Consider the following 26070-nt stretch of genomic DNA (forward strand, 5'->3'; position numbering starts at 1 on the left):
TTAGGCTCTGTGCACAAAAATAAATTTTCATCGAAGCCAAATAAAAGTACAAGCTAATTTAATCATACCTAGATATGCTGAAATAGTTTTATCAAACCTAGAAAATACTCTTCTAAAATGTTTGATTTTAGAAAAGAAATTCTCTATCAAATGTCTTTCTTTGTATATATGAATATCAAAATCTATAGGGTTTATAGTATTTGATTTACAAGGAATAACAGCTTCAGAGGATATATTTTGAATATGTTCCCTAATCTCATTAGAATGATATGCTCTATCAGCGATGACTTTTGTATTATATATTTTTTGTAGTAAGTCTATAGCTACCTTACTATCATGAGTTTTGCCTTCTGATAGTAATATTTCCATAGGATTGCCTAAAGCATCCGTCATAGCATGAATCTTAGTGGTTACTCCTCCAACTGACCTACCAATTGCTTGGTTATCATTCTTGTCATATCCTGTAGAACAGGCATGCGCTCTTGTTATCGTTGAATCAAGCATAACTTCTTGTAAATCAGGGTTTTGTACCGACTTAAATAATCTAGAGAATATACCTTTATCACACCAGTCTTTAAAACGCTTATGTATTGATCTATATTTACCATAATAAAATGGTAGCATCCTCCATTGGCAACCTGTACGTAACACATAAAATACAGCTTCAATAAACAATCTCAATTTGTCTTCATCATTGCTATGTATACCTTTTTGTGATTTTAAGAATGATAAAATACTTGACCAGAATACTTCTTTTATATGATAATGCATTTGCTAAACCCTTGGTATTTATTGTCTTTCAACTTTTAAATAACAACGGTTTAGCTATTTTCAATCTAATTTATATTTTTTGTGCACAGAACCTAATATAATCTATAGAGTTTTAAGCTTTATAATTTAGTTTGTTATATATAGTTTTATTATTTACATACCTCTACGATTAGTTTATTTTCATTAGTGATTTAAAAAGTTTTGTTTCTTCAGTGTATCTAAAAGTTGATTAGATAGATTATTAAACTCATCTTGTCTATATTTTAACTTGGTGTATACTTCTGCCAAGTTTTTAACCTTACTTTCCTCAATTTTCTTTTTTAGTTCTGGAAAGGACATATAGCGATTCCAACCTTCTTGATTACGGTCATAATAGATTTCTCTGATGTCATCATCTGTATAGTCGTGATACGTATCATAGTGAATAACTCCTTTGATTGGTAGTCTTGACCTTTTTTCTGGATTTTCGTCTGGGTAACCAAGAGTGAATGATGTTATAGGGACTACATTTTTAGGTAAATTTAAAATTTCAATTATTTTTTGAGCACTCCAAAGAGTAGTGCCCATGTAACAAGTACCTAGTCCCTCACTTTCTGCAGCGATAACCATATTTTGAGCTGCAATACATGCATCAACTGTTCCATTCATAAAACTAATAAAATTATCAAAATTTTGAGGAGCATTTTCTAAATTTAACCAACGTCTCATACGATTTAAATCAACACAAACTGTAATTACAATAGGTGCTTGTTTAACCATGTTTTGTTTATGTTGAGCTTCATATAATTTATTTTTAATAGTTGTATCTTTACTGATGATAATAGAAATAATCTGCATATTACCACTTGATGCAGTTCTTATTCCTGATTCTAAAATTCTATTTAATATTTCTTCTGGAACAGGATCTTTCTTAAATTGTCTAATTGAACGATGATTAATTAGTGTTTGATATGTGCTCATAATAAGTCTTTACAGTATCATAGTAATAATTTGATATTAACATAAACACATATTTAGAGTTATTGATCTAAACAGCAAAATTTACAATATATTAGTTCAGATATAAGTATTTATTCTTAATAAGCTTTATTAAAAATAAAGGGTGTTAGAAATTTTCTAAAATAGATACCTTATTCTAGAATGTCCATAATTAGTTATAATTGGTCTAATTTTTGATATTTTTATATAAGTGATTTTTATACCATTTAAGGTGTGAATACCATATGGGGATAAAAATGAAAAATATTTATGATGTTGTAATTTCAGGAGGCGGACCATCTGGTGTAGCCGTAGCTATTGAGTTAGGTTTACATGGTATTAAGACTCTAGTTCTAGAAAAACATGATGAGCCTATGTACTCAGCTCGAGCTCAATTACTTAACTCAAGAACAATGGAGCTAATGTTGCGCTGGGATACATGTGATGCTCTTAGAAAAGAAAATATGCTTAATGTTTCTAATTTTATATGGTGCTCTGGATTAAATGGTGATGTCTATTCTTCGGTAGAGATGCATGATTACCATAATAATAATTCTCCGGAAGAGATTATTCATATTCCACTATGGGTGACTGAAGGAGTCTTAAGATCAAGGTTGAATAAACTAAGCTCAGTTGAAATGTTGAAAAACACGGCAGTTACTGAAGTTAATAATCAAAGCGATGATTTTATACAAGTAAAAGCTAAAAATCGTAAAACTAACCAAACACAAGAGTTCTATGCTAAGTATGTTATTGGTTGTGATGGTGCAAATAGTGTTGTGCGTAATGCATTAGGTATTAATTTTAGTAAACTAGCTTCTGGAAGACGTATGACTAATATACTTTTTGAAGCACCTGGATTATTTGATAAAGTAAAAATTGATAAGGCAGCTTTATATTTTATTATAAATAATAAACATCCTGGAGTTGTTGGGCCTGTAGATCCCAAAAATAATCTTTGGTATACACTTTTTTATGATGAGAGTGATACTAAAAATATCGAAGATTTAGATATTGGTTCTATAATAAATAAAATGGTAGGATTTGAGTTTGATAAGAAAATCGTTAGTGCTGCTTATTGGAATATGCAAATAGAACTAGCAGATGCATATTCAAAAAATAATAAGATATTTCTCGTGGGAGATAGTGCTCATTCTTTTGCGCCAACAGGGGGGTTAGGGTTAAATACGGCTTTTGGAGATGTATCAAATTTAGCTTGGAAGCTAGCTCATGTAATAAAAGGTAAACTACCAGAATATGTGCTTAGTACTTATCAACAAGAAAGAAGACCTATAGCCTATATGAATTTAACTAAAGCTGAAGAGAATGCTAAAGCTTTGATAAACCTTAGCTCAGAACTATCATCTGAGGAATATCCTCAAGCATATGCTAAGTTATCAAGAAAACATGCTCTTTCAGCAGGCATAGGTATGGGCTATGCTTACTTTGATTCATCGTTAGTTAAGTTGCACGATGGTCAATATACAGAGCCTATGGAGCAGTCAAAATATGACCCTAAAGATTTACCTGGATATTTCCTGCCGAATGTAACATTATATGAGAAATCGATATATAGAACTCTTTCTATGACTGACTGGACATTGATTATTTCAGGAAATAAATGTAATACTAACATAAGCGGCGTTAATGTGTTAGAGCTTCCTAAAGATACTTATTCTAGTACTTATGTTTTAATTAGACCTGATTGGCATATTGCTTATACGAGCAATAAGCTTGATTTAGATACTATAAACTCGCTTGTTAACTTTGGTAAATAGTAAAAAAGCTAGCTTAAGTTAAATAAGATAGTTTTATATCATAAGGATTTTTATCGTGAATGAAAATAATTCATTAATGTCTTTGTTGTTTATCCCGGGTAATAAGGTTGAACGCTTTGATAAAGTTAAAGTTAGAACAAATGCAAGTGGTATAATTATTGATCTAGAAGATACTGTCGCTGATATTGAGCAAAAGAACAAAGCTAGGGTTAGTGTTATAGAATATCTAAAAAAAACTTCTAAAGCGAAAGAAGATTTTAAATATTGTCTTCGAATTAATAGTCTAAATACTATCCATGGTTTTAGAGATATACTTTCGCTTTTAGAAGCGGATGTTGTTCCTGATGTTTTGGTTTTGCCAATGGTTGAGTCAGCAAGCACACTGCATCAACTTGATAGTTTATTTCAAGGAAAAACACCTTCATATATAGCTTTGATAGAGTCTACGGAAGGTTTTAGAGATATAGATCAGATAGCACATTCAAGTAGTAATCTTGTTGGACTAGCTCTAGGTGGAGGAGATCTTACTTTTGAATTAGGGGCATCTTGTTCATGGGATTCATTATTGTACTTTAGATCTCAACTAGTTGTTGCAGCTAAAAATGCTAATCTTATAGCGTTAGATGTTCCTTTTAATGATATAAGAGTACAAAGTGATGGGTTGTTTAAAGAAGAGGTAAGAAAGATTAAATCACTGGGCTTTGATGGAAAACTATGTATACATTCTAGGCAAGTAGATATGTTACAAGAGATTTTTAATGTTCCTGAAGTAAAAGGGCATTCAATTGATCTTGGAAGTTCTGATTTTGATCTTTAGATAAGACTAAATTTATTTGATCTCTGCTAATATTCTATGATAATTTTTAAAACGAGTAGGGTTTATATTGCCTTGCTTTAATTGATTAACTATTTCACAGCCTTTTGAGTTTTCCTCATGAGAGCAGTTTCTAAATTGACACATCCCTTTATACTTTTTGAAATCCAAGAAACCATCAAAAAGCTCTTCTTTAGAAATATGCCATAGACCAAACTCTCTAATACCTGGGGAGTCAATGATATTAGTATTATCATCTATCTCATATAAAGTAGAGCAAGTAGTTGTATGACGGCCTTTTTTAGTTGAGTTAGAAACGGCTGTTGTTTCTGTGATTTTCTCACCGAGTATAGTATTTAGGGTTTCAGATTTACCAACCCCAGATTGACCTAAGAATATTGAAGTATGATCTTTAATAGTATCTAGGAGCTTATCAATGCCAAGATTACTCTTAGCAGAGATATAAAAAACTTTATAACCGATATCTTTGTATACATTTACTAAGCTCTCTATAAACGCTTTATCTTCAGCTGTTTGGCTATCTATTTTATTTACCACTATGATCGGTTCAATATCACTATTATGTAAAGCAGCTAAGTATCTATCTATATAATGCTCAACAGGTGCGGGTGAATGAGTGATTATAATTGCTGCATAGTCAATATTTGCAGCTACATTTTTATTTTTACGTTGATACTGATTAGGGCGTGATATTAGATTTTTTCTTTCTAATAATTTTGTAATTACATATGTTGAATTAGCATATTCAAGCTCAACATTATCGCCGACAGTTAGCTCACCCTTAAAATTGTTACGATATAGTGATGAGACTTTCTCATTATTGGCTAGTTTAACTAAAATATTACCGCCAAAATTAGTTATGATTTTTCCTTGCAAAGAATTCAAATTAAATTATTTATTATTAAAATTTATTATAAGCTTTATTAATTAAATTGTTAATAAATAACTCTCAAGTTATTTGAATAAGATTTAGTTCTTTGCTAGTATCAAATAAGTCTTATAGGCTTTACACAAGTAAAAGGAGAGAAAATGAATAAAACTAAAATTCTAAGTCTGATCGCTTTAGGTGCTTTAGGAACATCTATGTCTTATGCGGCAGATAATGCTAAAGCAGACTCAAAAGATAACCTTTCGCCAGAAGGTTACTGGGTACAGTTTGATGAAGATCCAGATGCGGGTCGTGGCATGCCAGAGGGGATTATTCATACTTATTTTGCTAAAGACAGTAAGTATGGTAAAAAAGGAACTCTTCAGATGGAGATTGCAGTTCCTCTAATGTCAGTTAATTCTGCAGGTAAGCCAGCTAAGCCAAAAGCTACTTGTAATAACTGTTCAAATGGATCTTACAATGGCTTTAATTACAAAGGTAAAAATGCTCCTTTACAAGACTTTATATTTGCAGGGAATATGCAAGAGAAAAAAGGAACAGCTCAACCACCTACTAAAAGCTCAATGTATGATAATGGCGGAGTTATAAACCCTAATGATGGTAAGATTTATGCTGCATCAGCACAAGTTCAAGATAATGGTAAAGTTATGTATTCTAAAGCTGCGTATATTGTATGGGGTAAAGAGTTAGGTAGCAAAGCAGCTCATTGGCAAAGAATCACAAAAGCTGATTATGAGAAAGTTAAAAAAGATTGTGGTGTAACAGCCGATGGCCAGTATACAAACAAAGACAAAAAAGTAACAAGTCAGTGTACTAACTATCCAGTATCTCAATTTGGGGTAAAAAGTCCTGTTTAACTAATAACATTTTTTCTTTATACTTTCTTCTAAAATCATTTTCCAAATTAAACATATAGTGCTAAGAAAAGTTATATTAATATTTTTATTTACTTATTTTGCTAGTAGCTATGCTAATGATAAAAAGCTTTTAGCTGATGGTTATTGGTTGCAAAAAGATAAATCTACAGATTCAAATGTCTCAGTTATCCATGCATATAATAATGCTCAGAATAACTTAAATGCAGAGATTTTTGTGCCATTATCTGATGTTGACTATGGTAAGGCACATGCTCCGATAATTTATTGTACACAATGTGGCAAAGGCGATGCCTATGGCAATAAGTATGATTATTCTAGTGGTAAGTATACGTATCAAGGATTAGAATTTGTTTGGAATATGAAAATGAAAAGTTCAGCTGAAGCTGGCGCTAAGGGACCTGTATATTTAGATGGTGCCGTATTAAATCCTCACGATGGTAAGTATTACCATGTAAAAGCTCAAACTATAGATTATGGTAAAAAAGTATTTGTTAGAGCTTTTTGGGGACCATTAGGTAAAAATGAATATTGGCAGAGAATTTCAAAAAAAGAAGCTAAAAAAATAAGAAATCTATGTGGCTTAACCAAAGATAATGTCTATCCTTATGAAGATAAAGATGGCAATGTAGCCAATAAAGAGCTTTTTGAAGAATGCGCAACTAGAGATTTTATAAAAAAACCTTTATAAGTTAAGATGTAAAAATGAGTGATTATCGTCAAATAAAAGTACTACCAGAAAACTTAGCAAATCAAATAGCAGCTGGTGAGGTCATTGAAAGACCTTCTTCGGTAGTTAAAGAGCTTGTTGAGAATTCTATAGATGCTGGAGCAACTGAGATAACTATAGAAGTCCAAGAGGGTGGTAAGTCTCTAATTAGAATCAGAGATAATGGTAAAGGGATTACTCATGATGATTTACAATTAGCTTTAACTCCACATGCCACAAGTAAAGTTTACACTCTTGATGAGTTAGAGTCTGTTGCTAGTATGGGTTTTCGTGGTGAGGCTTTGGCAAGTATTGCTTCAGTTTCAAGGCTGAAGATTATCTCAAAACATCAAGATTCAGATGATGCTTGGCAAATAAATAACCAAACTAGAGAAGTTACTCCTGCAGCGCATGTTACAGGCACAACTATTGAGATCAGTGAGCTTTTTTATAATACTCCAGCTCGCCGTAAGTTTCTAAAGAAAGATAATACCGAGTTTCTACATATTTCTGATTTACTTAAAAAATATATGCTTTGCTACTTTGGGATAGCTTTTAGGCTTATTCATAATGCTAAAGAGGTTAAAGATTTACTTTTAGCAGAAGATGCACAACTTAAATATAATCGTGTATTAGATTTATATAGTCGTGATTTTATTGAAAATGCTATTTATATAGATAAAGAAGTTGGAGATGCTCATCTATGGGGATGGGTTGCTAGTCCAAGGTTTAATAGAGCTAGAGCAGATATGCAGAGTTTCTATATTAATGGGCGTATTATCAAAGATAAAATTGTTACTCATGCGATAAAAAATGCTTATAAAGATGTTATGTATGGTAATAGATATCCGGCATTTTTACTTTATCTTGATATGGATTATAAAGAGGTCGATGTAAACGTTCATCCAGCTAAAAGTGAAGTACGTTTTAGAAACCAAAAATTTATCTATGATTTTCTCTTTGGTACTGTAAATAAAGCTATAACCACAAGTGCGGATGTTGGAGTTGATAAACCGACTTTTCGAGATGATATCCAAGAAGAATTAAGCAGTATGAATAATCCATTGAATATTGGTAATATGAGCTTGGATATTAGTGTAGAAGATGAGCAAGAGGAATCTGAATCAAATACTAGTTTACTTGATAAATATCTGAATAATCAAAATACTCAAGAAAATGAAATTCATATATCACAAAAACCAAAATCTAGTGGTTTAGGGCAGGCTATTTGTCAGATCCATGGTATATATATTCTCTCGCAAGTAGATGAAGGTGTGGTACTTGTAGATATGCATGCAGCCCATGAAAGAATACTTTATGAAGAGATGAAAAAAACTTGGCATGCTGATACTGATAAGTTTAAGCAGAATCTTCTAGTTCCTCTAACTTGTCAGCTATCAAGTAGTATAGTTGCGACTATTGATGAAAGTATTGAAGTTTTTGAAAAGCTTGGTTTTGAAATTTCTGTAGTAGCAGATGATGCGGTACTAGTGCGAGCAGTACCAATTTATGTGAAAAATAAAGATATTCAAAATTTAATATCAAATGTGGCTACAGAGCTAGTATCTTCAGGTAAGACAAAGAGTGTTGAGTTTTATCTAAATCATATTTTGGCTACAGTATCTTGTCATGCTGCTGTACGAGCTAATGATAAGTTAAGTATTCCAGAGATGAATCATCTATTAAGACAAATGGAAACAGTTGAGAATTCAGGTCAATGTAATCATGGTCGACCAACTTGGGTAAAGCTAAGTTTTGCACAATTAGATAATTTCTTTTTAAGAGGGCGATAGCCTTAAATTTTCGTAGAGATAAGTTGAGGCTTATCTAATTTTTGCTTAATTTATATTTTGGTTTACAGCAATATACTTTTTTAAAATATTTTGGTATATTTTGAGGTTTTATATTAAGGTTTTTTAAAAAAATGAAATGTTTATTTTTATCTGGTAGTTTTCATAGTAAAAGTAGAAGTTTAGCTATATTAAAGAATCTTGAGGCATTTTTTAAAGATGATAATATTGTAATTCCAAATCTTAATGAGCTTCCTTTCTATTCTGAAGATTATTGTGAAAATAAACCTAATTTAGTTATTGATTTAGTTGATCATGTTGAAGGGTCTGATGGCATAGTTATTTGTTCGCCAGAGTATAACCACAGTATTCCAGCTGTATTGAAAAATGCTATAGACTGGATTTCAAGACCTGCATATAATTCAGTTTTAAAGAATAAACCTATAACTATAATTACCCAGGCTTCAAGTTCAGTTGGAGGAGCCCGAGCTCAAGCACATATTAAATTGGTTCTTGATGCGACTCTTTCGAAAATTCATCCTTGTCATGAAATGATGATCTCAGGAGCAGAGGCAATATTTGATCAAAATATGCAAATAATAGATGAGAAAGTATTAAGACGCCTTGAGAGACATATAGGAGATTTTAAAGAGTTTATTTATAAGAAAAGGTAAGTCAGTGATGATCGAGAATCTTAAAAAAATGCTTGAATATAAGCAATGGTCAGAAAATAGACTTATGAAAGCAATTAAAAAAGTAAATGAGTTTGATGAGATATTATTATTTATACGTCAGCAACTAAATCATATGATTATCGTAGAGGAGTTATTTAGTGCGAGATTGCAGGGCTATTTACCGCCACATAATGATACGAATAGTAATAATCTTCCAGACTTAATTGAACTAGAAAATAGATTAAATCGATCTAGCTTATGGTATATACAAAATCTAAGAAAATTATCTACTGAGCAAATCATAAAAAATATTGATTTTGTTTTTGTAGATGGTCTAAATGGAAGAATGTCAATTTCTGAAATTTTTTTCATATTATAAACCATGGAACTTATCATAGAAGTGCAATTGGACATCGTTTAGAACAAGAAGGTTATATTCGCCCAGCAGATACATTTACTATGTATCTTCATCATACAGACATATTAAGAAGACATAGGTGATTATTTCCATAGTTTCATCTTGCTTATAAATATTTTTAATATAGAATTCACTTTAGATTATTTACGTCTATATTTTTCTGTAACTAGTTTAGTCTTATGACTTTTTAAATTTTATTAGAATAGGTATTGGTATGCTTAATTATTTTAAAGCTAGAAGTAAGCTATTTAGCAATAAATCTTTTAGCTATGCTTGTATTATGAGTATTTGTAATGCTGTTGTTATTGGTATGGCATATATATCGATAAGTTGGCATTTATTAACACTAAAGAATAACATTGAAGTCATAATTTTATTTATATTCTCTTGGTGGACATTTGGAGTTATATTATCTCCTATTACAGGGTATTTTGCAGACCTTATACCTAGAAGGTTAATTATAATATCAGTGAATGTTCTAAGGGTTGTACTACTTTTTGCATTTATATTTTTAAGTAATCTTGATTCTGTTGAGAAAGTATATTTATTCACAGGATTGTGGGGAATATTGTTGGCTTTCTTTATGCCTGCGATGATGATAATGTCACGAGAACTATTCCCTAATGATGATGTTCTTCTTTATGCAAATAGTACTATGGATGGATTATTTGAATTTGGAATGGTAATAGGGATGTCACTAGGTGGGATGCTTATAGTATATTTTGATATGCACCAGATTATGATGATTATGCTGGTTATGAGTATTCTTTCTAGTTTGTGTAGTTTTATGATTATACCTAATAGGAAAGTAGAGCATAGTAAGGATAGTTTTTTAAATAACTGGATTGAGGTTTTTAGCTATCTTAATAAGAATAAAGCTCTTTATTGGTGTTATTTTGCTCAAGTTGGAATCACATGTATATATATGATTGCTCCAATTTTTATATCACCATATGCCAAAAATATACTTAAAGCTACATCGTTTGAGTTTGGTCTGATAGAAGTGGCATTTTCGGTAGGTTTTATTGTTGGAAGTATTATGCTGCCATATATGATAGAGAGAATATCTCCAAGACTGACTTTAGTTTTATCAATGTCTTTTTCTGCCTTGATGTATATTTGTCTTGGTCTTAACCATAGTGTTAATTTTGCAATTTTATATTACTTTGTTGCAGGCGTATTTATATCATCATGGGTAATAGCAGTTACAATAGCTCAGAAAAATACACCGATACATTTACAAGGTAAGATTCAAGGTGTTTCATATGGTTTATCAGGTCTTATAGTTATGTTTATTTATATGATATTTTTTATGATTAACTATATAGATCCATTACCTAGTAATGAGTGGTTTTATATATTAGCAATATTAGCTTTATGTACTCTATGGCCAATATTTAAAGGTTTGAAATCTCTTAAATAGTGGTTTTATAGATAAAAATGAATAAATTATGTCTATATTAGCCTAGATTATCTAGGTACTTCTCGGCATCTAGAGCAGCCATACAGCCAGTACCAGCAGAAGTTACAGCCTGCTTGTATACATGATCAGCTACATCGCCAGCTGCATATACACCTTCGATACTTGTTTGAGTAGCATCACCCGTTAGTCCAGATTTGACTTTTATATAGCCATTTTCCATCTCAATCTGATCTTTAAAAATACCAGTGTTTGGAGTATGACCAATAGCAATAAATACACCCATAACATCGATTTGAGATTCTTCGTTAGTTTTGACATTTCTAATACGTAGAGCATTAACTCCCATATCATCACCAAGTACTTCTTCTAATGTAGTATCCCAAATAATATTCACATTACCATTTTGAGCTTTTTCCATTAGCTTGTCGATAAGGATTTTCTCAGATCTAAGCGAGTCTCTACGGTGAATTAGTGTTACAGATTTAGCAATATTTGATAAAAATAAAGCTTCTTCAACAGCTGTGTTACCACCGCCAACTACGGCAACATCTTTATTTTTATAGAAAAAACCATCACAAGTAGCACAGGCAGAGACTCCTTTACCCATAAATTTCTCTTCTGACTCTAGTCCTAGATATCTAGCAGTAGCACCAGTTGAGATAATTAGAGCGTCACAAGTATACTCTTCTAATTCACCAATTAGTTGAAATGGTCTAGTTTTTAGATTTACAGAGTTAATAGTGTCATACACAATCTGTGTATCAAACCTTTCAGCTTGTTTTTGTAGTTTGTCCATAAGCTCAGGACCCATAATGCCATCAGCTTCACCTGGCCAGTTGTCAACATCTGTAGTAGTTGTAAGTTGTCCACCTGGTTGCATACCTGTAATAATTACAGGGTTTAAATTTGCACGAGCTGCATAGATTGCTGCAGTATATCCAGCAGGACCAGATCCTAAGATTATTAGTTTATGATGATTTGCCATTTGAATGTTTTTAATAAATAAGTATTGCTAGAATTATAACATTTTTGCTATAGTTTTCGAGCTTAGCTATAATTATATATTATCTAAAATAGTTATGTTTGGGCTTATCTGAGTGAAAATTATGAAAATACCGGCTTATATAGTCCTTAGAGTTTTGACTCTGATACTAGTTGTTGTTGGACTAAGTTTAGTATTTCTTTCTATATTAATGTTAGCATCAGATAGTATTTTACAAGATAGATTAATCACATTTGTAGCTGGGGTAATACTTTTACTTGTTGCATTTATTGGTCCAGTAAGAGTTATATTTCATGGTGCTCAGATACCTTTTGAGATAAAAAGAACAATAACTATACAGGCTTTTACACTGTCTATTTCAGGAGTTGCTCTTATTATCTCAGCTATTATACATACGTTTAGTTATGTAATATTGGCATATATAGTAGTTGGTGGTTGCGCTATTTATTCTGCAATATTTGGATTTTATGCTTTAAGTAAAACTCTTCCTGCAACATTTTATATTAGTGAAATGTTGAGTATATTAAAATCTACAGGCATTACAGGTAATAAAAAAGATAGTCAAGCAGATCAAGCTTTTCAACGCTGGACAAAAGGAAATAAAGGGCTAGCTGTTGGTAAATCTGCATTTGATGGTACAGTTGTTAGGTTAGATAATTCAGAAGTTATCCTGTCTTCTTTTTTCTCAGATAAACCACTAGTGCTAAACTTTGCATCGTATAGTTGTCCACATTATAGAAAGCGAATACCAGAGCTTCAACAGCTAATGAGAAAGTGGCAACCTTTAGGTGTTGATTTTTTGACTATTTATACGGCAGAAGCGCATGCTGAAGATGGTTGGAAACTTGTTGATCAATATATAAATGATGCTGAATATACTAAGGAAGCTGATTTTTGTTTTCCCTATGCAAAAAGTATTAAAGATCGTAAGAAAATGGCAGAGTGGTTAATTAGTAAAAAGAACTTTGAGATGCCTGTTGTACTAGATACTATGGATGATAACTTATTGAAAGCTTATAATTCGTGGCCAATAAGATTGTATATTATATACAAATGTAAGGTAGCATTCTGTGGAGACCAAGGACCTTTTGGGTATAATCCTTCTAGCTTAAATCCTACATTGGAAAAGTTAACAAAATACTAAATGTTTATTTGTTTATATAATCTGTTTTAGTTCAGAAAAATCATCGATATAAGCGAAGCTATCAAGAGCTTTAAGATCAACACCATTATTATAACCATAACTTAGAATTACTGCTTTTACATTTGCCTCTTTTGCACATAGAAAATCATTCATGGAGTCGCCAATCATTAAACTTTCTTTGGCTTTAGCATTTAGTTTATCCATAGCAAAAAGTAGTGGTTCTGGATGCGGTTTGTAGCTAGATGTAGTATCTCCACCAATGACAACTTCAAAATAATTTATTAAGCCTAGATGAGTCAGTGATTGTATAGCATCATCTTCGTGCTTATTTGTAACTACAGCCATTTTTATATTTTTACTTTTTAAAAGCTCAAGTATTTTAAGTACATTAGGATATACCTTACTATTGGCGCTATTTAGGGACTTATATGTTTGGCTTACAATTTTGACACCTTCATCAGCTATAGACTCAATATATTGTTTATCATCAAAATCCAGTGCTAAAACCTTTCTTACAGTTGTTGGGTAGCCTTTACCAACAATATTAGCTATGATATCTTCAGAAATAGGACTAAGTCCAAAATGTTTACGCATCGCATTTGTAGCAGCTGTAATATCTCCTACAGTGTTTACAAGCGTACCATCTAGATCAAAAAATATATTCTTTATCATCATTTAAAATTTATTAGAAAACTTAGGTTACAAGGTTATAGTTAAGAGTCGCTAAAATCTAGAACTAAGATTAATTATCAAGAGTTTTTTTGTTTATATAATATTTTGTTAGGCGTAAAAATGAGAAATATAAGACACTAACAAAAACAATACATAGTAATGTAACAACAGTACTTAAAAGACGCTGATATCCAGCTTGTACTTGTAAGATATCATTATTTGCATATATAGAAGTTAAAAAACATAAGTTTGCTTGAGCTCCCATATAAGCAATATACTTACCTTGTAGTTGGATTAGACCAAATAATATAACAATAATAAAAGCAATAATTAGAACTAAAACTATATTTAAATTAAATAGTACAAGTACAAATGGAACTAATAATCCTATTAAACATCCTAAAAATCTTTGTAAACTTAAGTGATGTATTTGAGAATGTTCAAAACTAGACATAACAGCAACGACACCTATTAGAGCTTGCTCAAATAATAATACGTTTTTAAAAGGAACTGTTATTAAGAATATAAAAGCAAATGTTAAAATAAAGAAAACTGAAAAAGTTATCATCTCAAGATGGTGCTCTTTGGTTCGTTTCCTTTGGGAGATCTTAGCTATATTTTTCTTTTTCAGAAATGGTAAAACTATCACACATACACATAGAGCACCAATTATAGTTACTATAGAGCGATCAATGATAATAGCTATAGCCATATCTTTAGAAAAAACAGCATATGGGTAGAAAAATAGCCCTAAAGTAATACAAAACATAATAAAGAAATATGTATACTCAGTGAAATAATACGCCATCGAAACACAAAGAATCAATAAAAAAACTATTAAACTTATAATAACGATATCAGATTTAAATAATGATGTGCATATTAATACTACTAATAAAGCCATTAGTGTCCCTATACATCTTAGTAGGCCTCGTTTATAAGTCATAGCTTTATTATCAGTCATAATACGTACACAAGTATAGCCTGCCCAATATGCGTACTGTATATGTAGAGCATAGGAGATGCTAATAGAAGCTAATACAGAAATACTTAGTAGTAAGCTAATCATAAATATATAGCTATTAATATTCATTTTAGCAAAGTCATCGTATAGGTTTTCAAAGTGTTGATACATGTTGGATAAATTAGTATTTAAATAAAAGATAACTTGAATAGCTTAGATATTATAATAGATTTGTTATTTATTTCTATTTAGTTTGTAGCTAACTTTAACGATTTATTAGATAGAGAATTCTGCTTTTATCGTAGATATTTCATCAACTTGGCTGGTTTTTATCTCTAAAGCAGAGCTAGAAAATGCATTAGTTCTAGTATCGCGTAAGATTTTCTTAGAAGCAGAGCAATGGATGTTTGTAACTTTTGTGACTTCTAATATTTGTCTTACATTTTGAGAGTTGATTCCACCTCCTGGCATTATTTGGATTTGGTCTCCAAAGTTTTGCTGTAGAGATCTTAGAGTTTCTAATCCAGCTGGTACATTCGTGCCTGTTCCTGATGTGAGGATTCTATCAAAGCCAAGCTCAATGACTTCTCGAGTACTTGCATGAATATCATTAACTAAATCTATAGCTCTATGAAAAGTTAGCTCTTTTTTAGCTTGTCTTGTTAGTTTAATAAAGGGTTCTAAAAAATCCTTATCAATTTCATTCTGCTCTGTTAGAGCTCCAATAACTATGCCATCCACATCTAGATCTAACATTATTTTTAGATCATCAAGCATAATTTGCTGATCTATTTGATCATAATAAAAATCTCCAGCACGATGACGAATCATACCTTGTAGCGAACCTTTAAAGTTAGCTGTAGCAAATTTTACTAGGCTTGGTGAAGGTGTTAGTCCTTCAACACCTAATGCTGAGCATAATTCAAGCCTATCTGCTCCTGCTTCTTGAGCATTGAGGATTGATTGATAGTTATCTACGCAGATTTCTAGTTTTATCATTTTAGTTAAACAATTGACATAACTTATTGGCTAATTATAGCTTAACCTAATAATATAAACTAATCGTTATTTAGCTTTGATTATAGGAATAATGTATGTGTAAAAAATGGAAAGATTAAATTAATATTTAAATATTTTACAAAAGTGCAGTAGGTACCTACACTACATTAATAGCGGAGGCTCTATCTTCCATATTTCTAAGTTTAATACATTTTGGTTTAATATTTTGTTTGCTTATAAATGTTATTTTCTCGATATGCTTCATATTTTGAATAGCTACCGCATAACTAAAAGGTAAAACTAAAATCATTAAAATTAGTAATATTTTTCTCATAATATATCTCTGTATCATATTTATATATTAAATAATATAAAAATGGTTTTTGTAGAGATATCAAAAATTAGACTAATTATAATCAATTATGGACATTTTATTCTAAATTAGACTTGTCAATAATAATGGGTTTTATTATTTAATATTACTTAAATTTTAGTTAGTGTTTTAATATAGCAAATACTTTAGGAGCTTATTTAGATATAAGTTAATCATTATTTAGCTTCGATTATAAGAGTAATGTATGGGGTGAAATGCTAGGGCTTGTGATTTAGTATTATTTTGGAAAGTTCTCTATTATAAACTCTTTTAACATTCTTACTCGATATGGTTGGAATTGTTTAAAAGGGTATACCAAACTAATCATATTATCAGGCTTATCATTTGCATTTAGAGTTACTTTATAGTTTGGTAATATTTGAATAAGATTTCCAGAGTCTAAATCTTTTTTTATATCCCAGTATGATTTTGAAGCTATTCCATATCCTCTTAGACACATTTTACGACTTATATAGCCATTATTAACAATACAAGAAGGATTTAAATTGATTTCAAGTTTATTATTTTGAGGATCTATAAGATACCAGTTTTTAATTGCAGTACCGTTTATTTTTAGGGTAATAAAATCACAGTCTTTTAAAATATTTATATCATTAATATTGGTGATATTTGTTTTATCTAGATACTTGGGACTTGCACATAATATTCTATGACTTTTAATTAATTTTTTTGCGATAAAATTACTATTTTGTAAGTTACCTTGTCTAATAGCTATATCAAAAGGAAATTGGTTATAAGAAACTACATCATCTGTAAAAAGAATATCATATTTGACTTTAGTGTTGATCTCACTGAACTTATCTAATATCGGTAATATAAACTGTTCACCAAGGTCAAAAGGTATAGTTAATCTAATAATGCCTTCAGCTTTATTTTTATTAGCTTGAATATTTTCTTTTATGCAATCTAACTCTTCTAGAAGTTTTATTGCTGATTGATAAAGCATTTCGCCAGCTTTTGTGACTTCTATTTTTCTAGTTGTTCTGACTAGTAGCTTTGTATCATAATAGTCTTCTAATGCACTAATCTTATTGCTAATACTTGCTGGAGATAAATAAAACTCTCTTCCTGCAGCTGATAGATTGCCATGATTTATTACAGCGACAAAGAGCTTTAGTTCATATAACATTTTCATTTTTTAGTTTTTATAAAAAGTACTTTTACTATTTTGCATATTATCATTAAAAATATAAAAAGTATAATACTCATAGTTCTATAAAATTTAATAATTAGATACACAAATATCTTAATCTTATTATCTGCTGGAGAGTTATTATGAAAAAAAGTCTAATTCCTTTAATGTTAGGAGCTTTGACTATAGGGGTTACAGAATTTATTATGATGGGGATTTTGCCTCAGATATCACAGTATTTTCATGTTAGTATTCCTCAAGCAGGACATTTGATTAGTGTATATGCATTAGGTGTTATTGTTGGCGCTCCAGCGTTAGTATTGTTTTCAAAAAAACTTAGCCCTAGGTCATTGTTAATAGTATTAAGTATTATGATAGCTTTATTTAATAGTTTATCTATTTTCTCAACAAGTTATAATTTTTTGATGATTACTAGGTTTCTTTCAGGGCTACCTCATGGAGCTTTCTTTGGAGTAGGAGCAATCGTAGCTATGGAGGTAGCTGACAGAGGTAAACAATCTTTAGCGATTGCACTGATGTTTACAGGATTAACAATAGCAAATATTATTGGAGTACCTTTAGCAACACATTTAGTTTTAGTTACAAGTTGGCAGGCTGCATTTGTTATAGTTGGCTTGATAGGTATCATTACAACTATTACCACTATTTTATGGATACCTCATGTAGATTTGAACAAAGAAAACTCTCATGCCCAAAGCTCAACATCAACTTTTAAAGTTATGTTGAAACTAGATACATGGTTAGCATTTGGAGTAGTATCATTGGCATTTGCTGGATTATTTGCTTGGTATAGTTATATCTCTCCGATGATGATACATATCACCCATGTTTCTAAAAACTTCATTCCTTATGTATTATTTTTTGTAGGTTTGGGAATGTTTAGCGGAAATATATATGGTGGTAGGTTGACTGATAATATAGGAGCATTAAATGCTACTATAGCTAGTTTAATAGGCTTATTAGTAGTTTTATTATTAGCTTATTTGCTAATAGACTATAAGTTTATTTCTGTAGTATTAAGTTTTGGCATAGGTTTTTTTGCTTTTGGATTAGCTCCATCAATTCAAACATTATTGATAAAAGTATTCAAAGGTGCAGAAATGTTTGGCTCAGCTGTTAGCCAAGCAGGTTTTAATATAGCAAATGCTTTAGGTGCTTTTTTAGGAGGGTTGCCTATAGCTTATGGATTTGCTTATTCTAGTAGTATTATTTCTGGAATAATCATCTCTTTGATTGGAGCTGGATTATTATTTATTTTGAAATATAGAACTTTAAAGTTATCAAAAAGTTAAAAGGTTATTATATTTCTAGTTGAAATAATTTATTAATTAAGTGTTTATTATCAAAATAAAAAAATATGGATTTATAATGAAAAATATTCTTATAATAAATGGTAAAAAAGATTTTGGTCACTCAAAAGGCGCCCTTAATCAATATTTAGCAGATCTATCAGAAAGTCATCTAATAAGTTCTGGCTATAATGTAAAAGTTACTAACATTGATAGTGGTTATAACATTGATGAAGAAATACAAAAATGGCTTTGGGCTGATACTATAATTCATCAAATGCCAGGTTGGTGGATGGGTACGCCGTGGATTGTTAAGAAATATCTTGATGAAGTCCTAACAACAGGGCATGGTGCATTATATGCAAGTGATGGAAGATCTCGCTATGATGCTACTAAAAAATATGGTTCTGGTGGGTTACTTCAGGGCAAAAAATATATGTTATCTTTGACTTGGAATGCTCCTATGGAAGCTTTTACTGACAAGGATCAATTCTTTGAAGGTGTTGGGGTAGATGGAGTATATTTACATTTTCATAAAGCGCATCAGTTTCTTGGAATGTCTCCATTACCTACATTTATCTGTAATGATGTAATGAAAGATCCAAAAGTAGAAGAATATACATTAAATTATAAAAAACACTTAGATGGCTTATCACTAAGTTAATAATATCTTATATGCCTGGTATACTTAGATTTTAATAGATAGTTTTGACTTTACTTATGAGTATTGAAATTCATACGCAAAGAACCGTAATCAAATTATTAGAGCCAACAAGGGCTCAACTAATGTTAGATTACTATATAGAAAATAACAAACATTTAGCTCCATGGGAGCCTGTAAGGGATGAAAGTTATTATACATTACAAAACTTCTCTAAAATCTTAGAACAAGCTACGCAAGAGTTTGAGAGTAAAGCTACTTTAAAACTTGTTGCCTTGAATAAAGATGAAAATGAAATAATGGCAGTTTGTGATTTTACAAATATTGTTTACGGAGTATTTCAAGCATGTAATTTGGGCTATTCTATTGCAGAGAAATATCAAGGTTTAGGTCTAATGACAGAGGTTTTAGAAGTCACGATTAGTTATGTATTTGATGAGTTGAGTTTGCATAGAGTTATGGCTAATTATATTGTGAATAATATTCGTAGTGAAAAGCTATTAGTAAAGCTAGGATTTGAGAAAGAGGGTTTAGCTAAATCATATCTTAAGATAGCAGGAAAATGGCAAGATCATATCCTCACAGCAAAGATAAATCCAAAACATAGCTAATTATTAGAAAATGATCAGAAGTTTAGATACGATTTATAATAATTAGTCGTATTAATAATCTATCAAATTCTAATGGCAGAATATACTTTGTATTTTATATAAAAGCTGTCAGGTTTTTTGTGATGTTAGAGGTTATTCCAAGGTGAGAATATGTGATCTTTAACTTAGAATGCTCAGATAAATCATCGAGATAATTTAGTATTAAAATAAATCATTAGGAAGCCAATTATGGTAATAATTATATCGGTAATATTTTCTTTTGTCGCAAGTCTACTTTCTAGTATGTTAGGTGGTGGTTTTGGACTTTTATCAGTACCGACAATATACTGGATAATAACACATTTTTACCCAATGCTTGATCATAAAATGCAGATGACTATAGCTACAGGATCGTGTGCATCTATTACACTTGGGTTAATCTCTAGTATAAAACATATAAGATATAAAAATGTTGATTTTGTACTCTATAAGTCATGCATATTTTTTATGATTATAGGGGTGCTTATAGGTGCTATCTTGATGGTATTTACAAATAGCGAGAGTCTGAAGAAGATATTTGCTATAGCTGTATTTATAATAGCTATATGGATGATGAGATTTAATATTCAAAATTCAAAGAAAATAAACTTTAAGAAATATCAGTTCAATAGCATGTCAACCTTTCTTGGGGCTATATCCGCATTTCTAGGCTTATCAGTTTTTAATGTGCCATTTTTTGTAAGTGCGGGTATAAATCTTAGAAAAGCTATTGGGACATCAGTAATATTAGTATTTACATATTCTGCGATTGTAGGTTTATTTCTAATTATCATGGGAATACCAATTAGTGGAGTTAGTGCAGATCATATAGGATATTTAGTTACACCAGTATTTCTATCTACAATTATCCCATGTGTTTTAGGTAGTTTGATAGGTGCTAGATTAGTAAATGTTTTAGAGCAAAATATACTAAAGGCTATATATGTTTCGTTGATGTTTATAGTTTCATTAATAATGTTAATCTAATTCTTAATGTTAATATTTGTCTAATAGTCTTTTGAATGTAGACTAAATAAATAGGGCTACTTTGCCACTATATAATCAAATTTGCACATTGATGTTTATTATTGTCTATACATAAAATTAATATTTTGTCATACAATTGTTTTTAGTTTGAAAAAGTCAAAATTATAAAACACTAAGTCTGAGAGTTTTGATGCATATTCAATAAAATAAGGGGTAAGTAATAATGAAAAAAATATTTTGTATAATTTTTTTGAGTGTAGTTTTTTCTGGCTTGTATGCTTCGAATGTAAAAGTCAATAACAGCGACTATAACAGTAAATATAAGGAATATTGTAAACATATGAAAGCTGTATATATGACGATAAATTAACCTATTAAAATAGACAAAATAAATACTTTATTCAAAACTCATTTGTAGCAAAAAACATATACCTAAAGTCTTTTGAAACTATTTTGTCATTCTATAGTTTTCTGCATATTTTGAGTCTTAAACTTAGATTCTACGATCAAGTCATACAATGACATATTTTTTTAGGATTAACTATGAAAGTAGTAGGCTGTAGTTTAATTGTAAGATAAGTTCAACATGACATGATCCCTGTAGTTTAGTTATAATAACTCTAAGTAAATTTATTTTATAGAGTTATTATGAGTCAACTATTTATAGTTTATCTAGGTGGAAGTGCGCCAAAGGCAAATATTGAGTTACATGATGTACAGTTTGTAATTGGTAATACTATCGAAGATACTTACGAACAACTTAGGCAAAACTGGTTTGGTACAGTCAAGGGTTTACATTTGGATAGTTACAAAGCTGTAAAAGGAGCAGATGGATATCAAATATCTCTCCAAGATAAACCTCAGAAATCTGATAAGAAGCTATATTTTGTCAATCTTGGTGGTTATGATGAATCTAAGCTAAATGAACTGCATGAGTTTGCATTATTTGTTGCTATAGATAAAACACAAGCAAAAGATAAAGCTAAGAAAAGTTTGCTAAAAAACTCATTACATCAGCATAAAGATAATCTTATGGAAGTAGATGATTGTTTAGAGCTTAGTTCTATAAGTGGTAAATATATTCATCTAATTCCAAGTGATGAAGAGTATAATTTAAAACCTGATTGGTTTGGGTATAGAGTGATTGGGTGATTAGAGTTTCAGAAAATATTTCTCTCGAAAAGTTATTGATAAATGATTCTAAAAAGCTTTTAGAGTTAGTTAATGAGAATAGGGAAGCACTTTATTATTTACATTGGGTTGATGATGTTAGATGTATTGAATCTGCAAGAAAATATATCTCTAACAGGATACAGAAAACATCATCGAATGCTGAATGTTTTAAGATTATATTAAATGGTCAAATTGTTGGAGTATTTAATATAAAATATATTTGTCATCAGATAGCTGAAGCAGAAATTGGTTATTGGTTAGCTAAATCAGCTCAAGGTTTTGGAGTTGTATCAAAAGCAATACTATCAGTCAAAGAATATTTAAAAAATAGAAAAATTCAAACAATAAAAATTACATGTCTTGATGAGAATAAACCAGGTATAGCTGTAATATCAAGAGCCGGTGGTGTAATGGTAGGTTCTATAAAAGATTATAGAGTTATTGACGGTATGAGTTTTGACTTAAATTTATATGAGGTGAAGTTATAAACTAAAATATAAAAGGGTTTTTCGCCTAAGTTATAGCGACATACTTTTTTCATGGCACCACCCACTCCGCTATTAAAATGTTACCCCTTTCAAGAGGGGGTATGCAAAACTGCTTAGTACAGCTAGTCGCTAATGTGCTTTTTAAATATAGTTATAACATTAACAGGTTTCATAAGAGATTATATAGGTTTAAGATTTAAATTAGTCCGGTTTTGTAGTAGCTTGTGTAACACTAACATTTTTATGCATTTTTTGGAAAGCTAGTCTAAAATTCTGTCTGCTACCAGTATATTTATATGCTTTATTTAGAAAGTCTGAATTATTAATTTTATTAGCGTCAAAAGGTTTTGTTTTCCATTCTTGTCCAACTTGGATTAATGTATTTTCGAACTTTATGAATTTAAATATAGCCACTTCTCCTGGTTGGTTTTTATAAACTTTTAGGTTTTTATCTGATAAAGATCCACATAGTAAAATTGCCATACTAGATGATTTAGTTTTTACTGCATTAACAATTTTAATATTATGATTACATGATTTTGAGAAACCACCTAGAACAAAAGACTGATATTGAGAAAGACTAATTTTATTATCCTTGTCATATATCCCTGCTATTGTATAGATCTCATTCCAGCTATCAAATTTTTGACCTATAGGGATTTGTTCATATAAAGAACTTAGCCCTTTTTGAGATCGATAGACATCACCTACTAAGCCAGTACTAAACCAAGCCGGGTATGGATATGTTAATTTAGCATTGTATATGTCTTTTGATAGTATAGTATGTTTAGCTTGTTCTTTAGACATGCCAAAATAATCTTTTTCTGCTGAGAAAGAAATACCAAGAGATAACGTTATAATTAAAATTGATAAAAACAGCTTTTTCATTGAGTTATATTTTTGTACTAAATATATTGATTATAGTGAATCTATAATTAGAAATACACTTATAAAATTAAAAATAGGGGAACTATAGCTATTAGATGAAATATTAAAAGGTATATATTACAGAACCAATCTAGCTTGCTTTTTAACTGGTTCAATCATGTTATCTTTCCAAACCCAGTAATAAACTGGTTCACTACCTTTAAAACTAGCTACATAGTGGTTGTCTTTGTTATCAATAGCATGAATAGTTAGCTCATCAACATAACCAGTTTTTAGATGACGTAAATCTTTAGCTGCTTCTAGTACAGCATCTTTTACAGACATTCCCATTTTCATATATAAAACTACAGATCTAGCTGTACTACAACGAATAGCCATCTCTCCAGTATGGGTACAAGCACAGGCGCCATATCTTGAGTCAGCATATGATCCAGCACCGATAATAGGACTATCACCTAACCTACCTGGGTAGCGCCATGCCCAACCAGAAGTACTTGTCGCTGATGATATAGTATTGTTGTGGTCTTTTGATAAATATACAGTAGTATCAAAAACCTTTTCAGGGTCTAGCGAGTATTTACTTAGTTCAATTAGAGGTATATTAGGAAATTTAGCTCTTTGCTCAGCACTTAAATGTTTGTCTAAATGCTCTTGCCATGCTTTTTCTATCTCAGGTAATAGGTTATTAATTTTTGTAGCATTAATTTCATTAGCAAATTTATTAGCACCTTCGCCAACTAATATCTCATGATATAGTCTTTGCATTACTTCATAAGCTACTTCTACAGGGTTAGCATAACCTTTAAGAGCCCCTATAGATCCTGTACGCAAATCATCACCATCCATTACAGAAGCATCTAAAGTTACACTGCCTAGGATATCAGGCCAAGATCCTCTACCAACGGTTTTTATAGTTGTGTCATTTTCTACAAGTTTGATACCTTCAATCATAGCCCGAAGGCCATTTTCTTTATTTTGGAGTCGTTTAAAAGCTTCAGGTACGCCACCACGACCTTCATCATTCGCAATTAGAATCATTTTTATACCCTAAGTTTAGTAAGTTTTTTTAATATCGGAGTTAACGCAAGTAATATAACAGCCACAATAGTTGCTGCAATAAAAAGTTTAAAATATCCTGATGCAAAGCTACTTGCTGGAGTGTTCTTTGTAACCGCTATATGTGAGCTTATTACGCCACCAAAAAATCCTGCATAAGCACTGATCGTCCACCATACTCCCATCATTGTAGATTTTAAATGCTCTGGAGCTAGTCGAGTAACAAGCGCTAAACCAACTGGTGAAATACATAGTTCACCAAAGACTAGCATTAAATAGCATAGTAATAGCCATATTACATTTGCATGACCAGCATGACCAGCTATTGATCCAGCTATGCTTAAGAATAAAAAGCATAGTGCAAGAAATATTAAGCTAAGCACAAATTTCAGCTCATCAGAAGGCTCTTTATTTTTCTGTCCAAGCTTTTGCCATAAAATAGCAAAGAATGGATTTATAATTATTAGCAATGTTAGCTGTGTTGCCATAAGTGTAGTTACTGGCATATCAAAACCTAAAATATGCAGATCAATATTACTTTTTATAAATAGTGGTATGCTTATAGAAGTTTGGTTGCTTAGTGACCAGTAAAATAGCATAAATATTGAAAGTATTAGTAATATTGCGATATTAGTCTTTTGAGCTTTTCCGAGTGACTTCCATAGTGAAACCAGATAGATTAATAGAACTATTCCAGATAATGAAATTATTACCATTGATTCTGTCGGATGTGCTATTAGATAAGCAAAAATACATGCTGAAACTATTACAAACAAAATTATAGCGTACCAAACGTTTAAACCTAGGAATAAATTCTTTTTCATAATCTCAAAGTTAGGCTCATCACAGCTCTTAGGAAAATGCTTTTTACCTGATTCAAAAAATATTAATCCAAGTGCCATACCAAAAGCAGCTAAACTAAATCCATAGTGCCAGCCAATTTTTTCACCAACATAACCAACAACAAAAGTTGCAATTACAGCTCCAAGGTTGATGCCTGTATAAAAGTAAGCAAAGCCAGAATTTCGTAACGCTTCTTTATCATCATAAAGTCTACCAACCATCGTTGAGACATTTGCTTTGAAAAATCCTGTACCAGCGGATATGCATCCTAAACCTAAAAATAGGGCAGTATCACTAGATCCAGATAGTGCCATGATTATATGTCCCGATATAATTGAAATACCGCCTATTAGTACACAGCGTCTATAGCCGATTACTCTATCAGCTAAGATACCACCAACTGCTGTAGTAATATAAAGAAATGTTACATAACTACCAAATATCAAAGCAGCATTTGCATCTGTGAAGTTTAATTTTTGAGTCATGTATAAGATTAAAATTGCTGCTAATCCATAGTAACTGAAGCGTTCCCACATCTCTGCGAAGAATAAAAATTTGAGTCCTTTGGGGTGTTTAAGAGATTCCAT

The 26070-nt window shown here is 30.9% G+C and carries 28 protein-coding genes; 16 read left to right on the forward strand and 12 right to left on the reverse strand.

Annotated elements, in window-relative coordinates:
- Positions 1-27: 27 nt before the first annotated feature.
- Both F3D62_RS00950 and F3D62_RS00955 read right to left on the reverse strand, forming a co-directional pair.
- Positions 28-771 (reverse strand): IS5 family transposase, encoded by a 744-nt coding sequence (locus F3D62_RS00950; protein ID WP_150466385.1) that lies wholly within the window; start codon positions 769-771, stop codon positions 28-30.
- A gap of 183 nt (positions 772-954) precedes the next feature.
- On the reverse strand, positions 955-1731 hold the full coding sequence (locus F3D62_RS00955) for a nitroreductase family protein (RefSeq protein ID WP_150466386.1): 777 nt from the start codon (positions 1729-1731) through the stop codon (positions 955-957).
- Between the two features lie 275 nt (positions 1732-2006).
- Between F3D62_RS00955 and F3D62_RS00960 the strand changes: the two genes are divergently transcribed.
- Positions 2007-3527: an FAD-dependent monooxygenase gene (locus F3D62_RS00960; RefSeq protein ID WP_191092503.1), complete on the forward strand. Its 1521-nt coding sequence runs from the start codon at positions 2007-2009 to the stop codon at positions 3525-3527.
- Between the two features lie 55 nt (positions 3528-3582).
- Positions 3583-4344 carry an HpcH/HpaI aldolase/citrate lyase family protein gene (locus F3D62_RS00965; protein WP_150466388.1) on the forward strand — a complete coding sequence of 254 codons (762 nt, stop codon included), beginning with the start codon at positions 3583-3585 and terminating at the stop codon, positions 4342-4344.
- A 12-nt stretch (positions 4345-4356) separates the two neighbouring features.
- Here F3D62_RS00965 and rsgA read toward each other — a convergent pair whose 3' ends face one another.
- On the reverse strand, positions 4357-5238 hold the full coding sequence (gene rsgA, locus F3D62_RS00970) for a ribosome small subunit-dependent GTPase A (RefSeq protein WP_150466389.1): 882 nt from the start codon (positions 5236-5238) through the stop codon (positions 4357-4359).
- A 153-nt stretch (positions 5239-5391) separates the two neighbouring features.
- Between rsgA and F3D62_RS00975 the strand changes: the two genes are divergently transcribed.
- The 7 genes from F3D62_RS00975 to F3D62_RS01005 all read left to right on the forward strand — a co-directional run bounded on the left by F3D62_RS00975 (position 5392) and on the right by F3D62_RS01005 (position 11140).
- Complete coding sequence (locus F3D62_RS00975; protein WP_150466390.1) at positions 5392-6108, forward strand: DUF2147 domain-containing protein; 717 nt, start codon at positions 5392-5394, stop codon at positions 6106-6108.
- Between the two features lie 58 nt (positions 6109-6166).
- Positions 6167-6817, forward strand: coding sequence for a DUF2147 domain-containing protein (locus tag F3D62_RS00980; RefSeq protein WP_150466391.1), 651 nt, complete (start codon positions 6167-6169; stop codon positions 6815-6817).
- Between the two features lie 14 nt (positions 6818-6831).
- On the forward strand, positions 6832-8628 hold the full coding sequence (gene mutL, locus F3D62_RS00985) for a DNA mismatch repair endonuclease MutL (protein WP_150466392.1): 1797 nt from the start codon (positions 6832-6834) through the stop codon (positions 8626-8628).
- Positions 8629-8759: 131 nt separating this feature from the next.
- Positions 8760-9299: an NADPH-dependent FMN reductase gene (locus F3D62_RS00990; protein ID WP_150466393.1), complete on the forward strand. Its 540-nt coding sequence runs from the start codon at positions 8760-8762 to the stop codon at positions 9297-9299.
- A gap of 7 nt (positions 9300-9306) precedes the next feature.
- Positions 9307-9678, forward strand: a complete 372-nt coding sequence (locus F3D62_RS00995; RefSeq protein WP_150466394.1) for a DinB family protein — start codon at positions 9307-9309, stop codon at positions 9676-9678.
- A gap of 26 nt (positions 9679-9704) precedes the next feature.
- Positions 9705-9800 (forward strand): hypothetical protein, encoded by a 96-nt coding sequence (locus F3D62_RS13215; RefSeq protein ID WP_411961308.1) that lies wholly within the window; start codon positions 9705-9707, stop codon positions 9798-9800.
- A 131-nt stretch (positions 9801-9931) separates the two neighbouring features.
- A complete protein-coding gene (locus F3D62_RS01005; RefSeq protein ID WP_150466395.1) occupies positions 9932-11140 on the forward strand; it encodes an MFS transporter in 1209 nt (402 codons plus the stop codon).
- A gap of 37 nt (positions 11141-11177) precedes the next feature.
- Here the strand turns inward: F3D62_RS01005 and trxB are convergent, their stop codons facing one another.
- Positions 11178-12125 carry a thioredoxin-disulfide reductase gene (trxB, locus tag F3D62_RS01010; RefSeq protein ID WP_150466396.1) on the reverse strand — a complete coding sequence of 316 codons (948 nt, stop codon included), beginning with the start codon at positions 12123-12125 and terminating at the stop codon, positions 11178-11180.
- 121 nt (positions 12126-12246) lie between these two features.
- On the opposite strand from trxB, the gene F3D62_RS01015 reads away from it, so the two are divergent.
- The gene (locus tag F3D62_RS01015) at positions 12247-13287 is read left to right on the forward strand and encodes a deiodinase-like protein (RefSeq protein ID WP_150466397.1); all 1041 of its coding nucleotides are present in this window, start codon (positions 12247-12249) and stop codon (positions 13285-13287) included.
- A gap of 12 nt (positions 13288-13299) precedes the next feature.
- Here the strand turns inward: F3D62_RS01015 and F3D62_RS01020 are convergent, their stop codons facing one another.
- The 5 genes from F3D62_RS01020 to F3D62_RS01035 form a co-directional block, all read right to left on the reverse strand.
- Positions 13300-13959 (reverse strand): HAD-IA family hydrolase, encoded by a 660-nt coding sequence (locus tag F3D62_RS01020; RefSeq protein WP_150466398.1) that lies wholly within the window; start codon positions 13957-13959, stop codon positions 13300-13302.
- A 70-nt stretch (positions 13960-14029) separates the two neighbouring features.
- Positions 14030-15028: an FUSC family protein gene (locus tag F3D62_RS01025; protein WP_191092504.1), complete on the reverse strand. Its 999-nt coding sequence runs from the start codon at positions 15026-15028 to the stop codon at positions 14030-14032.
- 171 nt (positions 15029-15199) lie between these two features.
- Positions 15200-15922, reverse strand: coding sequence for a copper homeostasis protein CutC (locus F3D62_RS01030; RefSeq protein ID WP_150466400.1), 723 nt, complete (start codon positions 15920-15922; stop codon positions 15200-15202).
- Between the two features lie 157 nt (positions 15923-16079).
- The gene (locus F3D62_RS12675; RefSeq protein WP_191092505.1) at positions 16080-16256 is read right to left on the reverse strand and encodes a hypothetical protein; all 177 of its coding nucleotides are present in this window, start codon (positions 16254-16256) and stop codon (positions 16080-16082) included.
- 277 nt (positions 16257-16533) lie between these two features.
- Positions 16534-17451 (reverse strand): LysR family transcriptional regulator, encoded by a 918-nt coding sequence (locus F3D62_RS01035; RefSeq protein ID WP_150466401.1) that lies wholly within the window; start codon positions 17449-17451, stop codon positions 16534-16536.
- 140 nt (positions 17452-17591) lie between these two features.
- Here F3D62_RS01035 and F3D62_RS01040 point away from each other — a divergent pair, with 140 nt between their 5' ends.
- The 6 genes from F3D62_RS01040 (at position 17592) to F3D62_RS01065 (ending at position 22696) form a co-directional block, all read left to right on the forward strand.
- Positions 17592-18761, forward strand: coding sequence for an MFS transporter (locus tag F3D62_RS01040; protein WP_150466402.1), 1170 nt, complete (start codon positions 17592-17594; stop codon positions 18759-18761).
- Positions 18762-18837: 76 nt separating this feature from the next.
- A complete protein-coding gene (locus tag F3D62_RS01045) occupies positions 18838-19422 on the forward strand; it encodes an NAD(P)H-dependent oxidoreductase (protein WP_150466403.1) in 585 nt (194 codons plus the stop codon).
- A 56-nt stretch (positions 19423-19478) separates the two neighbouring features.
- Positions 19479-20030, forward strand: a complete 552-nt coding sequence (locus F3D62_RS01050) for a GNAT family N-acetyltransferase (protein ID WP_150466404.1) — start codon at positions 19479-19481, stop codon at positions 20028-20030.
- A gap of 228 nt (positions 20031-20258) precedes the next feature.
- Entirely contained in the window at positions 20259-21035 is a 777-nt protein-coding gene (locus tag F3D62_RS01055; protein ID WP_150466405.1) for a sulfite exporter TauE/SafE family protein, read from the forward strand.
- Between the two features lie 648 nt (positions 21036-21683).
- On the forward strand, positions 21684-22187 hold the full coding sequence (locus F3D62_RS01060) for a DUF1543 domain-containing protein (RefSeq protein ID WP_150466406.1): 504 nt from the start codon (positions 21684-21686) through the stop codon (positions 22185-22187).
- Positions 22184-22696: a GNAT family N-acetyltransferase gene (locus F3D62_RS01065; RefSeq protein WP_150466407.1), complete on the forward strand. Its 513-nt coding sequence runs from the start codon at positions 22184-22186 to the stop codon at positions 22694-22696. The genes F3D62_RS01060 and F3D62_RS01065 overlap by 4 nt, the downstream gene beginning before the upstream one ends.
- A 201-nt stretch (positions 22697-22897) precedes the next feature.
- Here the strand turns inward: F3D62_RS01065 and F3D62_RS01070 are convergent, their stop codons facing one another.
- The 3 genes from F3D62_RS01070 to F3D62_RS01080 form a co-directional block, all read right to left on the reverse strand.
- Positions 22898-23584: a hypothetical protein gene (locus tag F3D62_RS01070; protein ID WP_150466408.1), complete on the reverse strand. Its 687-nt coding sequence runs from the start codon at positions 23582-23584 to the stop codon at positions 22898-22900.
- A gap of 117 nt (positions 23585-23701) precedes the next feature.
- Positions 23702-24622: a N(4)-(beta-N-acetylglucosaminyl)-L-asparaginase gene (locus F3D62_RS01075; protein ID WP_150466409.1), complete on the reverse strand. Its 921-nt coding sequence runs from the start codon at positions 24620-24622 to the stop codon at positions 23702-23704.
- 2 nt (positions 24623-24624) lie between these two features.
- Positions 24625-26070 (reverse strand): peptide MFS transporter, encoded by a 1446-nt coding sequence (locus tag F3D62_RS01080; RefSeq protein WP_150466410.1) that lies wholly within the window; start codon positions 26068-26070, stop codon positions 24625-24627.

Origin of the sequence: Francisella sp. SYW-9, from assembly GCF_008711465.1 — a bacterium.
Lineage (GTDB): Bacteria > Pseudomonadota > Gammaproteobacteria > Francisellales > Francisellaceae > Francisella.

Excerpts from the sequence above, each read along its gene's own strand:
- F3D62_RS00975 (WP_150466390.1), top strand. The coding sequence starts at position 5,392 with ATGAATAAAACTAAAATTCTAAGTCTGATCGCTTTAGGTGCTTTAGGA.
- trxB (WP_150466396.1), bottom strand. The coding sequence starts at position 12,125 with ATGGCAAATCATCATAAACTAATAATCTTAGGATCTGGTCCTGCTGGA.
- F3D62_RS01075 (WP_150466409.1), bottom strand. The coding sequence starts at position 24,622 with ATGATTCTAATTGCGAATGATGAAGGTCGTGGTGGCGTACCTGAAGCT.
- F3D62_RS12675 (WP_191092505.1), bottom strand. The coding sequence starts at position 16,256 with ATGAGAAAAATATTACTAATTTTAATGATTTTAGTTTTACCTTTTAGT.
- F3D62_RS01015 (WP_150466397.1), top strand. The coding sequence starts at position 12,247 with ATGAAAATACCGGCTTATATAGTCCTTAGAGTTTTGACTCTGATACTA.
- F3D62_RS01070 (WP_150466408.1), bottom strand. The coding sequence starts at position 23,584 with ATGAAAAAGCTGTTTTTATCAATTTTAATTATAACGTTATCTCTTGGT.
- F3D62_RS01080 (WP_150466410.1), bottom strand. The coding sequence starts at position 26,070 with ATGGAATCTCTTAAACACCCCAAAGGACTCAAATTTTTATTCTTCGCA.
- F3D62_RS01040 (WP_150466402.1), top strand. The coding sequence starts at position 17,592 with ATGAAAAAAAGTCTAATTCCTTTAATGTTAGGAGCTTTGACTATAGGG.
- F3D62_RS01005 (WP_150466395.1), top strand. The coding sequence starts at position 9,932 with ATGCTTAATTATTTTAAAGCTAGAAGTAAGCTATTTAGCAATAAATCT.
- F3D62_RS01055 (WP_150466405.1), top strand. The coding sequence starts at position 20,259 with ATGGTAATAATTATATCGGTAATATTTTCTTTTGTCGCAAGTCTACTT.
- F3D62_RS00955 (WP_150466386.1), bottom strand. The coding sequence starts at position 1,731 with ATGAGCACATATCAAACACTAATTAATCATCGTTCAATTAGACAATTT.
- F3D62_RS01050 (WP_150466404.1), top strand. The coding sequence starts at position 19,479 with ATGAGTATTGAAATTCATACGCAAAGAACCGTAATCAAATTATTAGAG.
- F3D62_RS01020 (WP_150466398.1), bottom strand. The coding sequence starts at position 13,959 with ATGATAAAGAATATATTTTTTGATCTAGATGGTACGCTTGTAAACACT.
- F3D62_RS00990 (WP_150466393.1), top strand. The coding sequence starts at position 8,760 with ATGAAATGTTTATTTTTATCTGGTAGTTTTCATAGTAAAAGTAGAAGT.
- mutL (WP_150466392.1), top strand. The coding sequence starts at position 6,832 with ATGAGTGATTATCGTCAAATAAAAGTACTACCAGAAAACTTAGCAAAT.
- F3D62_RS01035 (WP_150466401.1), bottom strand. The coding sequence starts at position 17,451 with ATGAAAATGTTATATGAACTAAAGCTCTTTGTCGCTGTAATAAATCAT.
- F3D62_RS01025 (WP_191092504.1), bottom strand. The coding sequence starts at position 15,028 with ATGATTAGCTTACTACTAAGTATTTCTGTATTAGCTTCTATTAGCATC.
- F3D62_RS01030 (WP_150466400.1), bottom strand. The coding sequence starts at position 15,922 with ATGATAAAACTAGAAATCTGCGTAGATAACTATCAATCAATCCTCAAT.
- F3D62_RS00960 (WP_191092503.1), top strand. The coding sequence starts at position 2,007 with ATGAAAAATATTTATGATGTTGTAATTTCAGGAGGCGGACCATCTGGT.
- F3D62_RS00950 (WP_150466385.1), bottom strand. The coding sequence starts at position 771 with ATGCATTATCATATAAAAGAAGTATTCTGGTCAAGTATTTTATCATTC.
- F3D62_RS01060 (WP_150466406.1), top strand. The coding sequence starts at position 21,684 with ATGAGTCAACTATTTATAGTTTATCTAGGTGGAAGTGCGCCAAAGGCA.
- F3D62_RS01045 (WP_150466403.1), top strand. The coding sequence starts at position 18,838 with ATGAAAAATATTCTTATAATAAATGGTAAAAAAGATTTTGGTCACTCA.
- F3D62_RS00995 (WP_150466394.1), top strand. The coding sequence starts at position 9,307 with ATGATCGAGAATCTTAAAAAAATGCTTGAATATAAGCAATGGTCAGAA.